The 13717-nt window shown below is 39.2% G+C and carries 9 protein-coding genes; 2 read left to right on the forward strand and 7 right to left on the reverse strand.

Annotation, left to right across the window (positions count from 1 at the left end; all coding sequences use genetic code 11):
* The first annotated feature begins 352 nt into the window (after positions 1–352).
* Entirely contained in the window at positions 353–3880 is a 3528-nt protein-coding gene (locus tag PGN18_RS11110; protein WP_335319562.1) for a family 43 glycosylhydrolase, read from the forward strand.
* A gap of 226 nt (positions 3881–4106) precedes the next feature.
* Here the strand turns inward: PGN18_RS11110 and PGN18_RS11115 are convergent, their stop codons facing one another.
* The 7 genes from PGN18_RS11115 to PGN18_RS11145 form a co-directional block, all read right to left on the reverse strand.
* On the reverse strand, positions 4107–4292 hold the full coding sequence (locus PGN18_RS11115; protein WP_055909662.1) for a CsbD family protein: 186 nt from the start codon (positions 4290–4292) through the stop codon (positions 4107–4109).
* A gap of 54 nt (positions 4293–4346) precedes the next feature.
* Positions 4347–4736, reverse strand: coding sequence for a hypothetical protein (locus PGN18_RS11120; protein ID WP_335319563.1), 390 nt, complete (start codon positions 4734–4736; stop codon positions 4347–4349).
* 130 nt (positions 4737–4866) lie between these two features.
* Entirely contained in the window at positions 4867–5448 is a 582-nt protein-coding gene (locus tag PGN18_RS11125) for a hypothetical protein (protein ID WP_335319564.1), read from the reverse strand.
* A 19-nt stretch (positions 5449–5467) separates the two neighbouring features.
* On the reverse strand, positions 5468–6748 hold the full coding sequence (locus tag PGN18_RS11130) for an OmpA family protein (RefSeq protein ID WP_335319565.1): 1281 nt from the start codon (positions 6746–6748) through the stop codon (positions 5468–5470).
* A 687-nt stretch (positions 6749–7435) separates the two neighbouring features.
* Positions 7436–9412, reverse strand: coding sequence for a glycoside hydrolase family 97 protein (locus PGN18_RS11135; RefSeq protein WP_335319566.1), 1977 nt, complete (start codon positions 9410–9412; stop codon positions 7436–7438).
* Positions 9413–9655: 243 nt separating this feature from the next.
* Positions 9656–11029, reverse strand: coding sequence for a glycoside hydrolase family 43 protein (locus tag PGN18_RS11140; protein ID WP_335319567.1), 1374 nt, complete (start codon positions 11027–11029; stop codon positions 9656–9658).
* Positions 11030–11039: 10 nt separating this feature from the next.
* Positions 11040–11930 (reverse strand): sialate O-acetylesterase, encoded by an 891-nt coding sequence (locus PGN18_RS11145; protein ID WP_335319568.1) that lies wholly within the window; start codon positions 11928–11930, stop codon positions 11040–11042.
* A gap of 443 nt (positions 11931–12373) precedes the next feature.
* Here PGN18_RS11145 and PGN18_RS11150 point away from each other — a divergent pair, with 443 nt between their 5' ends.
* Positions 12374–13474, forward strand: coding sequence for a glycoside hydrolase family 43 protein (locus PGN18_RS11150; RefSeq protein ID WP_335319569.1), 1101 nt, complete (start codon positions 12374–12376; stop codon positions 13472–13474).
* The last annotated feature ends 243 nt before the right edge of the window (positions 13475–13717 follow it).

Below are 13717 nucleotides of genomic sequence, written 5' to 3' on the forward strand. Positions count from 1 at the left end.
GTAAAATTAGGTAAAAAGTATGAGTGGCAGAACCTTATAAATTGCAGGTATTGTGCATATTTTAACCTTGTTTAATGCTGAAGATGTTAAATTTCTATAACAATGAGTTTGTCAAAATAACTTATTTATATTAAAACATTTGTCTTCGACAGGTCCATACTTACATTGAAATTAACTATTGAATTTTAAACAGGCGCTAGGAATCTTTAAAAAAGGGAATATTCAACAGGTGAAAGGTTAAAATATTGATACAATGTATTAATATGCAGCGGAAATTTGGTTCGCACATCATTTATATTTACAGGCTCACCTGTAGCAGCTGATTTTCACAACCTGGATACAACATCTAATCATGAAGAAAAAATATCTGAAGCAATTTATTTTATTGCTGTTAAGCTTTATGGCGCAGGCCGTATCGGCACAATCTGCAAAGGAGACTATAGTACACAGAAATCCAATTATACCAGGATATTTTGCAGACCCAACGGTAAAGAAGTTCGGAGATACCTATTATATTTATGCCACGACCGATGGGAACGGTGGTGGTTTCGGCCCCTCGCAGGTATGGACATCGAAAGATTTTGTGAATTGGACCATGCAGGATATGAACTGGCCAACCACACACCACTATTGGGCGCCTGATGTAACCCAGGGTGCAGACGGTAAGTATTATCTTTACTATTGCCAGCCCGTCGAGATTTTTGGGGCATCATCTCATAGCCCTGTTGGTCCATGGACATCATTGCTGCCTAAAGGCAAACCGATTGTATCCAACTTTATGATTCCGAATGTAATTACGCTTGATGGCCAAACTTTTAAGGATGATGATGGCCAATATTACATGTATTGGGGTACCTGGGGGATTTATCCTAACCACGGCTGTGGTGTTGGCCTTTTAAATGCAGACATGAAATCCTTTTCAAAGCTGGCACAGATTCCCAATACCGATGCAAAAGAATTTTTTGAAGCTCCCTTTGTGTTTAAAAGAAAAGGAATTTATTATTTGACTTATTCATCAGGTTATTGCGAGGATGGTACGTACAGGGTTCAATATGCCACCGCAACCAACCCAATGGGGCCTTTTAAATACGGTGCCAACAATCCTATTTTAGCCACAAATCAGGATGGAACGGTGCATGGACCAGGCCACCAATCTGTATTGCAGCAGGGTGATGATTTTTACCTGGTGTATCATCGGCATAATAATCCGCATAATGATGGTGGTTACCACAGGCAGGTTGCTGCTGATAAAATGCAGTTTGATGATAAAGGGAATATACTTAAGATTGTGCCTACCCACGCTGGAATCGGTTATCTGGCCAAAAATGCCAACCCACATCCAAATTTAGCACGGGGTAAAAAAGCATCCGCCTCTTCAAGCTATGATGAACATTTCAAAGCAGAATTTGCCTTCGATGATGATAATGGAACCTTATGGAAAGGCAAAAGCAATGTAGAGCCGGCATGGGTGCAGGTAGATTTGGGAAAAATACATCCTGTTAAAAGCATTCATACACAGTTTGAATACGCTACATGGTATTATCAATATAAAATTATGTATTCGGCTGATGGAAAAAACTGGAAAGTTTATGCCGATCGCAGTAAAAATACACAACATGGAAGCCCAATGATTGATTTCGGGGATGTTAAGGCCAGATATCTGCGTACAATGGTTTTACAGACGGAATATCCTGGGTTGAATAAGGCCATATGGAATATTCAGGTCTTTGATCATGCGGAATACCAGCCTGTAATGCATACTAAAATCAAAAAATGGCAGCCTTTAAATGTATTTGAACCCAAAGGTTTATTGGTAGAAATGGCATTAGATCAACTCCAGACGAATACTGTAGTTACAAAGGTTCAAAATAAAGGAAAATTGGGTGGATATTTCATGGCTAGTGGAGCAACTAAACCCATTGCCTCGATGATTAGTGGCAAAAGAGCATTGCTATTTACTGGCCAGGAACGCTTATCTTCAACTGCGCTGGCGCCAAAGTCGCTGCTTGGAAACAGCAGTTTTAGTGTAAGTATGTGGGTTCTAAATCCGGAGATTGATAAAGAAGAAACCATTGTATCGTGGACTGGGCGGGGTGGTGTTGATTTAAGTAATGCTGCCATAGGTTATGGAAATAGTAAAACAGCCGGCGCCGTAAGTCATTTAGGCTGGGCAGATTTAGGATACAAACATGTGCCAAAAGCCAATGAATGGCATTTGATCAGCATTGTTTTTGATGGTACAACGGAACGGATCTATGTGGATGGGGTATTAGAAAGAACCGAAAGAAGAATGCTTTTTATCAATAACCTTAAACATTTTCTAATCGGTGGAAATGAAGATGGAAGTGCAGGATTTTCCGGTGCACTGGCTTCCTTAAAAATTTATGATATCCCGTTAAGTCATGAACAAATTAAAACTGCGTATGAAAAAGGACTACCAAATCATACACTGCTACATGTTGAGGCGAAAAGTCTTGATTATGGCAAGTTAGATCACTGGACCAATAACGGAGTTGCTTTAGGTGAAATTATAGTCCGGGGAAAGGCTGAAGTTGCTGATGTAAACGGAAAAATAGTGGTGAGATTGGGTAGTAGGGGACAGTTGCTGATTGGAAACAAATTGGCTGAAACGTTAGATTTTTCAAAACCCTTTACTGCCATTTTTTCGCTCTATGCGCAGGCTGGTGCAAAAACAGATTTGTTTTTAGGACATAAAACGGCAAGGATATTAGGCACCGGGAATTGGCAGCAGGTAATTTGCACCTATAACAAGGGAAAATATAAGGTAATGGTAAATGGTAAAATGGCCAAAAACATTAATGCCCCTAGCCCACAAAAAGATCAGCGGATTTTCATGGAGTCCGCAACTGAAGGGGCTCCAATGGCCATATCCTCTATTGAAGTGTTTAATGATAGTCTAGATGATAGTAGGTGTAAGCAGGAGTTCGATTTTTGGAAACAGGCACAAAATAACAACCTCACCCATGCATCTTTTGCCTCGAAGCCATCGGCTATTACGCCCAATATGGTGTACATGGCAGCAAATAAACCAGCATTGCCAGGTACGAATTTTGAATACTTTTTCCAATACGATGGAGACAAAAGTACCTTGAAATGGTTAAAGTGTACAGATTATACTGATTTTTCTGTTGCACCTCAAATGCGCTATACCTATACCGTAAAGGTTAGAGATAACTTTGGCAATGTTACCTTAAATTCCCTGCCTGCTGTGGTGACAACAGATTCTACACTTTTTATGATCAGCAAGCAAAATGGATCGGCCATATCAATTCCAGCAAGAACGGATGGTTTAGAAGGTACATCCTGGGATGGTTTCATGGGAAATGCAGATACGGTTACCCAACAAGCGGGCGTGTTAAAACTGGTGTCGCATCATACATTTTGGGATGGATTGATGCCGATTGGACCTTTTGCTTATAATCAGGTGCAAGGCGATTTTGTTGCCGAGGTGATGCTATCTGATATGTTAGGCTTTAAACAGAAGAAAGCTTATGGCGCAAATGAAGCCGGCATTATGGTCAAAGAACCATCTAATTCGAAAAAGCTTTTACAAAACGGTGTGATGCCAGGCTGGGGTGTCGGAAACATTATAACTAATTTTACTGCTGGTGAACGCAAACAGGTGAATAACCTTTCGGGATGGGATTTTTATCGTCATTTACAAATACAAAGACAGGGAAATTTATTTTTTATGCGTGGTAGCCATGATGGAAAGGATTGGGTAAACCTTCCGGGTAGTCCGATAAAAAGAGATGATATGAGCAGTGCTTTAGAGGTTGGTGTTTATCATGCTACCTACGGAGACATTTCCGGTTACGGAGCGTTCAGTGATTTTAAAATTATCCAAAAGAAGAAGTAGTAATTTGTGAAAAACTATCTTTTAGAGAATCCAATAGTGAGGTCGTCATTCTCGCGTATGCGGTAATCTTAATGTGAGCGTTTTAAGATTTCCAATCAAGTTGGGATGACGATCTCTCTGTGGATATTATTTACTTAAAATTACGCGGTCATTCATATTGATTTTATAAAATAATTATTCTTATGGATGACAATTTTATAATTATGATACAGCCTAAAATCTTCTTTTACAAAGATTTTAACCAATCTACAACCTGTTCGCGGGTTTTACCTGTTTTTTGTTGCAGTTTGCCATAGAGCTCATCATCTTTTCCCTCCTCATACTTTAAATCATCTTCGGTTAAATCTGCGTAGGCCTGTTTAACTTTTCCTTTAAGCTCATTCCAGGCGCCTTTTAATTCTAATTTGTCCATTGTTTTATTATTTAAGATTAATATTCAATTGTCTTTTTGAGAATTGGCTATGCCTTATCTGCTTTGAACATCTTTAGCAGCATATACGCTATCTACCACATATCGGCTAAATCCTCTCCAGGGCAGGCTCCGCTTATATTCTTTATAATGCAGCTCATAAAATTTACCGCTGTTTCCCATCATTTGTTTAGCTATATTTTCATCAGTTACAGAAAATTCAAATTCATTGTTTTCCAGCGTGCCCATTTGTCTGGAACGGACACCACTTTGAATCAGTTTCCCCTCATTGGTTTTGAAAATATATCCTTTTTTAACAATATAATTCAGCTCCCCGGCTTTTACCCCTTCACCAAATACAAAAAAGTAGTTATAATAAACTAAGCCGATAACCAGCACAATGCCAATTATTGCTGCAATGGTTCCGATTTTTTTTCCTGTAGTCATTGCTTTGATGATTTTGTTAGATTGTTTTTATAAAAAAAGTGTACCGTGAATTTAGATGTGGTGAAAGTCAATGATTTGTCCTTTAAAAAAGAAGCTGCTTTCTAATGGAAGCAGCTTCTGATTTTTCGTTTTAATTAGTGACGTCTCTTTTAACTTTGTTCGCCGTTCTTTGTCCTGGCAAGTAAATCTGAAATCCGAATGAAAGGTTCAGGTTATTTTGGGTTGTTGCGCTTCCAAAACCAACCAGGCCATTATATTTCAATAAGGTTTCAAGACCAATATTTGGTGTAATGAAGTAGGCAAAACCCGGACCAACGCTTAAGTTTAATCCGTTGGTGTTGCCACCGCCATTGCTCACATTAACACCGCCAATACCAACAGTAGCTTCTGCAAATAAACGTCCATGACGTAATACTTCAACATCCTTTCCGGTATAATAGCGACCTAATGCACCAACTCCGTAACTGGTTGTTGTGCTGGAATTTTTTGCTGTTTTTAAACCAAAATTCACATAACCTCCCACCGCAACATTGTCCTGTACAAACCAGGCTGCTTTCGGGGTGATGTCTACACTGAATATTTTTGGATCATCCAAACCAAGGTTAATGTTGGTTAGGTTGCCTCCAACCATTACGTTGCCTTTTTGGATCTGGGCATTTGCCGCAAAAATGGTAGTTGCAGAAATAATTACTGTTGCTAAAAAATTTTTCATGATTGATTGTGTATAAAAATTAATATAAGGTGAATTCTACTCGACGGTTTTCCTGACGGCCTGCGGCAGTTTTGTTGCTTGCGATCGGTTGATCAGGGCCATAACCAGTTGCTTCGATTCTGGATGCATTTGCGCCTTGTGAAACCAGATAAGCTTTAACTGATTCTGCTCTTTCTTTAGATAAGCGCAGATTTAATTCTCTTCCACCTGTATTATCGGTATGGCCGGCTAACTTCAAGCTGAAGTTTTTCTCGATTAACAATGCAGCTACACGATTTAATGTGGTGTAAGATTTTGCCCGGATGGTTGATTTACCTAAATCAAATTCAAGATTTGAAATGGCATCTCTTACAATTTTGCGGTCTGCTTCGGTTACCACCGTTGTTTCTTTAATCACGGTTTGCGTAACGGCTATCGGGCAGCCAGATCCGTCTACCACTGTTGCGGCTGCGGTACCTGGACATTTATCAAATTTGTTGGCCACGCCATCATTATCATCATCGCCTAAATCTTTGGCATATTGCTCACGATCTCTAGCAGCATTTTGCTCGGCTGTAGATAATGCCCTTCTTAATTCAGCACTTTCTTCAGCACTTTGTTTTCTTAGGTCGGCAACCGCACTGTAGTTTTGCAATTGAGAATTTTCTTTGTTCCCTAGCGCAAATTCTAACCCTGCATGCGCATAAGAGAATCTACTTTCGTTATATGCATTTTTAACAGTAGGAGAAGATTTAATGAAATTGATATCATAACCTAAATCAATATTGATTCCTTTGGCTACTCCGAATTTAAATCCAACTCCTGTTGGGATATACCATCCTTCTCTATCGGTAAACACATCAACATTAGCTACTTTTGAATCTGATGACATGTATCCTGCACCCGCTTTAACGTAGGGGATCAATACTGCATTCTGGGTGTTCAGGCTAAAGTTGGCAATATTTAATACTGCGGTAAGGGAACCAGACCAGTTGATGCTGTTCACTTGTTCAATCGTGCTGGTACTATTTAAGGTTTTAATCTCTCCACGAAGAAAATCGGCTTGTAAACCTAGGGCTGGTAAAATTTGCTTTTTGATGAAGGCACCGTAACCAATACTTTTAAATTCTCTTGCTTTAACACTTCCTCTACCTAAAAATGTATTTTGGCTTAGGATACCGCCATGCGCTCCCACGCTCCAAGTCCTTAAAGATTGTTTTCCAAATCTTTCTGAAGTTGTCGGTGTTTCTTGCGCAAATAGTTGAGTTGATAGACTTAATAACGCGATCAACATCGTAGATTTTGTAAAATTGTTATTCATATTGTTCATTTTTATTGGAGGAATAACACAGGTACAATATGAATGTTTCAGTTTTGTTACATAAAAATACTCCTAGAAGTTTTACGTTTTTTTAGCAGCCAGGTAGGAAAAGATTGCTTATATATCAGATTTTGCCAGAGATAGTTTTCAAACAATCTTTTAATATCGTTACAAGCCGAGCATTGGCCCTGTTCCTGTAATCAAAATTAATTTAGCTAAAAGATCTTCGAGTCCGCTCAGGATGGCATTTGAGAAATAAATTTTTGGATAATTGATGCTTAATTAAAAAGCTGGTTTGAGAGGCTCATGAGGAGTATTTTTTAGCGCACTCCGGTTTTAAGATACTTTCTGTGACTGGATAATTTGGCTAATGATCCTTCGATTTCGCTCAGTATGGTATTCTAGAACCAAATTTAGGATACCCCAAATCAAAATCGTCATTGCGAGGAACGAAGCAATCTTACTGCGCTCGCTAGTAGCAATCGTTTTAAAATTGCCAGCCTATAGTTCATCAAAATACTTCTGTCAATCGTATTGATTTTTATCACATAAATCAATCCTCAGGATGACATTTGAGAAATCAATTTAGGATAGCCCAATAAAAAAATCTTCATCCGATAGGAGCTTTCGGACGAAGATTCATTGCAACTGTACTGGTCCAGTTCATGTAATGCCAGAATAATAAATCTATTTCGCCACAATCACATTTGCCCCGCCCGGTAAAATTTTTAGTTTTAACTGTTTTGCCTTATTTATTTTCAACTGTTTTACTTGAGGCGAACGGTCTTCGGCATCTGCATATAAGGTGATATCTGTACCAGCCACCATCGGAAGCGAAATGTCTACTGTTTTTTCGGTTTTTTCAGCATTTATAGCTGCAATGTACCAGGTATCTCCATGACGGCGTGCCAATACACAATATTTTCCCGGATATCCATCAAGAAATACTGTATTATCCCAGGTGGTAGGCACTTTTTTCATAAAATCGATGATATGAGGCGCAACATCGCCGAGGTTATTCGGGGTAATGCCAAAATTTTGTATGGGATTCTGGAAAAGGACCGCAGTTGCCACCTGAAAGGTTTCGGTTGTTTTTCTAATGGTTCCGCCATCATTTTTTCTGTTATGGCGTTTGTTTAAAAGAACAGGACCAAAATCCATTGCGCCTACAGCATTGCGGATAAAGGGGTGAAGGCTGGCATTGAAAGCTTCATTATCATTTGCATGTTGACCAAATATCAGATTCTCCGAGGCCAACACAGCCTCACTTCCCGCATAGTTGGGATACATTTTTTCCCAACCTCTGGGCACGGTACAGCCATGGAAGATAACCGTTAAGCCGAAAGTGTTGGCATCAGCTAAAATATCTTCATAAAGTTTCATGGTTTCCTGTTTATCGCCACCAAAAAAGTCTACTTTAATCCCTTTTATGCCAATTTTTTGCATCCATGCCATTTCCTGTTTTCTTGCAGAAGCCGTATTCATTTTATATTTAGGCGTTTGTGGCGCATCGTTCCAAAATCCGTTAGAATTATACCACAAGGCAATGCCAACCTCTTTCGCTTTGCCGTAGGCAACCAGCTCTTCTATTTTTTTTCGGCCGATCCTGCTATCCCACCAGTTATCAATCAGTACCAGCTCATAACCCATGGCTGCAGAAAGGTCGATAAACTTTTTCTGATCTTCGAAATTGATGCTTTCATCTTGCCATAACAGCCAGCTCCAGGTAGAGCGGCCAAAAGTATAGTTTTTTGATGCCGGATATTGTGGCTCTACCACATCAAATGGCACAGTTGTTTCGGCAATAGGTTTAAGTGTACGCCCTACGGTAATGGTACGCCAGGGGGTGTTTCCTGGTAAGGATATGGTTGGATTTGCACTACCAATGCCATTATTTTCACCTTGCTCGGGGAAAGCAATTTTGTAATGACCATCTTTAGTCCCTTCGCTCAGCTTTGATCCGCAGTATAGCGAATTTACCCCTGTTTCTGAGAGCAATACCCATCCATCATTCCCTAAATGGAAAAGGGCAGGAAAAGTATAACCTACACCATATTTTGATGGAACGCCCATGGCCTGATCGGGATTGTATTCTTCTTCATAGCTTGGCTTACTTTTCATCCAGCCAATCATCGGTGTAGCTTGCGGGGTTAAAAATGTGGTGGTATTTGCAGGGAATTTGTATCCGCTTAATTCTTCTTCAATAACAAAGGTTGCAGGTTCACCGGTCTGGGGAACCTGGTACCTAAAAGCGATGTCGTTATTACTCACACGAAATACGACTTCAAGTTGATTTCTAGTAGCGTTTTCAAACTTACAGGTGAGCTCATTTGCTTGATAGTTTACACTGCTCATCTTAATTTTAGTTTCATTGTAGCGCTCATCTATTCTTCGTAATTGCTTACCAGTCAGTTTTAGACCAGATGATAGATCCATCTGCCTTCCGCGAAGCCCCAAAGGAGATTGCTCAAGCATTTCTTTTCCCTGTAATGTTACATTGTAAAAAAGTTTACCTTCATTTAAATAAAGCTTAACCGTCAATTTCTGATCTGGACTACTAACATTCAGGTCTTGGGCAAAAGATAAAACGTGACTGGCAACTAATGCCATTGCCATTAAAATGCCTTTGAAGTAATTTATGGTTAAAGATTTGGGGGTATTCATCACAACAGGATAAGTTTATTTGGTTTAGATTGATCGGATTATTTTGAAAACTGGAAATTAGGAAAAAAAATTAAATGTTACGATAACGTTTATTATTTTTTCAAGATCTTTTTTCCGTATCAATCATCAACTACATTGCAATTCAATCAAAAGATTAACAGTTTACTTAAAAAGTTAATCTTCAGGAAGGTTGAAGCTGCTTTTAATATTGGCAACCTCCGGGCAGTAAAAACAACTTACTTATCATTGGATCAAACGCCAGGAATCAAAATTAAAGAGGTTGTTACCTTCGCCTTTGAATATCAAATAAAGGTCGTGTACATCTGTCAGCTGGTTTATTTTACAAAGCTGGGCTTTCCAATCCTGGGCGCCTTTGGTTGATTTTACCTCCAGGTTACCTAACAGCTTACCGTTTAAACTGTCTGCCCGAACTTCTATATTTCCTTTTGAAGTTTGTGCAGCAACAGTAGCTTCAAACTTATTTGCACCTTTGGCAAAATCTACACTACGGATTTTAATGTAATCCCCATCGTCAATATTGGATACATAAATAACACTTGTTAAGCTATCTTTAGCTGTTTTAACACCTACAGACCAAGCAATCGTCTCTGCTTCAACACGACTAAATGGATTCAGTTTTGCGGCGCTTTTTAATACGCCTGATTGGGTGCGGTTAATTCTCGGGATCGATCCATCAGGGTTAAAATTGAAAGGTTCAATACAAACCGAACGCTTAAAGCCACCACCTCCGGGTAAAGACCCATCATGATAAAATAAATAAGATTGTCCTTTAAAATCGATATAACCCGGATGATTGGTAAAAGCGCCACGATCTTCAATCACTTTCATAATCGTATCTCCATATACCCAGGGTCCGGTAGGCCCGTAGCTGGTAGAATAAGCCAGATGTTCAGGAACGCCCCCAGCTGGATAAAGCAGGTAATATTTATTTTTTCTTTTAAAAAACCATGGTCCTTCCTCATATTCGGATGGCCGCTTTTCTGCATCTTTTTTTCTTGCACTAAAGCCTTGTTTGGTAAGCGGCACTTTTACGATCCCAACTTTTTCATCATAGGAAATCATATCCTTATTCAGTTTTACATAATACAATTGGGGATTGCCCCAATATAAATAAGCCTGCCCGTCATCGTCAATAAAAACACTGGGGTCAATATAACCAAAGCCCGAAAGTAAGGGTTTGCCCAATGCATCCTTAAAGCCTGTGGTTGGTTTGTCTGAGATGGCAACACCGATTGCGTTTCCGCCATTTTTTTGATTTACAGGTAAATAATAATAGAATTTTCCATTTCTGAAGATGCATTGGCCCGCCCATGCATCACCACGCGACCAGCTAAAATCTTTATAAGATAAAATAGCACCATGGTCAGTCCAGTTAACCATGTCCTTTGAAGAATAACATCGCCAATTGTTCATGGTGAAAAAGTTTTTTATGGTAATATCTTCATCATGGGAAGTGTACAGGTAAACGGTTCCGTTGTGAACCATTGGTGCCGGATCAGCGGTATAATAAGTCTGGATGATCGGGTTTTGGGCGAAGCTGATTAATACTGGCAATAGGGCCATCAAAAACGATATTCCAAAGATTTTTTTCTGCATTATTCTGATATTATTTTAACAAGGACAGCATTGTTTTAGCATAACGCTCGCCAAGCGTACGATAGCCTTGTGCATTGAAATGTAGGTGATCCGCTGCAGCGGTACAGCCAGCTGAAGATATGATGTGTGCATTGGGAATGATTGTTGGCAAGGTTGCGATAATTTTATTCATTGATGCGCATGTTCCTCCCTGATCTGCATGAACCACTTCACCAGCCAAAAGGGGTGTAGTTGATGGATTTAAATGTAAGTCCTTGATGAGATGATCATAAACTGCTTTCACTTTTTTAGGCCATTCCTGATCTCCGGTATTCGATTCACCCTGGTGCATCAGAATGCCTTTTATTAGTCCTGATTTTTGTGCAATTTTAGCCAATTCCACTAAGCGTCCATATGGATTTCCACCGTAAGCGTTTAAGGCCGACTTCATCCAATCTGGTGCGGTAGCTGTATAGGTTTGATAAGAATCTTTATCAAATAATTCAATTTTGCAACCGCCAACTGCGATATTAATCACGCCGATGCGTACATCTTTAGGCAATGAATCCAAAAGGGTTCTGCCAAAATAATCCATTGGCGTTAACCCAGTTTTGCATCGGCATAATGGTGGCTTAGCCGTGTACCAATTGTCCTTTTTTTTACCTAATTCCACGCAATCAATTGCCTGGAGCACCCTGAATCTATCACTCACTGTGGTATCTTGAGGTTCGAAAGGCGCATTGCCCTCCATATTAGATTGACCAAAACTCAAAAACACATATAATTTAGGGTCTTGTGCATAAGATTTTTCACTATTCCAGAGCATTAATGCAAGTAACACGATAATTCCTAATCTTATTCCAATGGTTTTGTTTGAATATGTTATGGCCTGTTCTAGCCTGTTTGCGATTAATTTTTTCATACTGATTTATCTTTTATACCTCATGCTAAAGTATTAAAAGCCGCAGATCAGCAGTAGCACTTTTCATCATAAAAAATGCTCATATGATTAAAAACTTAGCTAGTCATACCCTTGCTTATTGTTAACTAACCGAATTTGTTAAATTATAGGTTTGTATTGGCGGCACAATGAAATAATTAATTAGCAAGGAGATTTTTCGAATTGATAATCAACATTTCTGCTAGCATATTATTCAAAGTTTCCATGATAAATTCTTCTTTTCGCATAGTTTTATCTTTTGTCCCTCCCATGATTCTTGAATCCATTTTATCCGAAATTATGGGATTGTGTTGCCTATAGATAGCGGTAATTCGATAGGTTTTAATTCCTATGTAAATGATGTTGAACCATCTGAATAGGATAAAGTTTTTTAGGTAATCGTATTTAACCAAAAATGAATAAAAATGAGTCTAAACATTAAGTGCCAATCTGCTTTGGCCATTGCCCTAATGGTTGCTTTAGGGAGTTCCTGCCAGGAACAAAACAAGCGTTCAGCGGAGAGTGAAACTTCAAAAACGGAGAAGAAACACTATCTTTCAGAGCCGCTGGTGAAGGAAATCTATACTGCAGACCCTTCTGCACATGTATTTAACGGTAAAATTTACATTTACCCATCGCACGATATAGAATCGGGTGTGAAAGAAAATGACAATGGCGATCACTTTGATATGAAAGATTACCGGATTCTGAGTATGGACAGTATCGGAGGTAAGGTGACCGTTCATGAAACTGCATTATCTGTAAGTGATATTCCATGGGCGGGAAGGCAATTATGGGCGCCAGATGCAGCCTATAAAAATGGCACCTATTATCTCTATTTTCCTGTTAAGGATAAAAATGATGTCTTTAGGATAGGAGTGGCCACATCGAAGAATCCGGTTGGACCATTTAAAGCTGCTAAAGAACCGATCGAAGGCAGTTTTAGTATTGATCCGGCAGTTTTTACCGATACTGATGGCAGTAGTTACCTATATTTCGGCGGAATTTGGGGTGGACAGCTTCAGCGCTGGAAAGATGGCAAATATGATCCGAATGGTTCAAAGACTGATTCTGAAAAAGAAAATGAACCTGCTTTGACTGCGAAAGTTGCGAAATTAAGCAAGGATATGATGGCTTTTGATGGTAAAGCGAAAGATGTGGTTATTTTAGATCCGCAAGGCAAACAAATGCTTACAAAAGATCACGATCGTCGGTTTTTTGAGGGTGCCTGGATGCATAAATACAATGGGAAGTATTATTTTACTTATTCAACAGGCGATACGCATTACCTGGCATCAGCCATTTCAGATAGTCCGTGGGGACCTTTTAAATACCAAGGCACCTTCATGACACCTGTAGAGGGCTGGACGACACATCATTCTATTGTTGAAATTAAAGGTAAGTGGTATATCTTTTATCATGATACTCAGCTTTCGGGAAAAACACATTTAAGAAATGTAAAAGTAACCGAGCTGAAACACCTAAAAGACGGAACAATTGAGCTTATAAAACCGAATAAAAGTTAATTGCTTAAGCAGTTAATTTTTTAGTGATTAGGGTTGAGCTAAACCTTTTTGAGAACAGGAACTTGTTTCAATCAACAGGTTCCTGTTAACTTGTCCTTCATTCTCGCGCATGCGGGAATCTTAAAGCGTTTGCATTAAGATTATTCATGAGTGTTTATTTATTTAGTTGTATTCATGAGCACACCATGGTTCCCAATCAAGTTGGGAATGACGATTTCTTTAGGGGGTTATTAAACCCAATAA

Source organism: Pedobacter terrae, assembly GCF_036946585.1.
In the GTDB taxonomy this organism is placed as follows: domain Bacteria; phylum Bacteroidota; class Bacteroidia; order Sphingobacteriales; family Sphingobacteriaceae; genus Pedobacter; species Pedobacter terrae_C.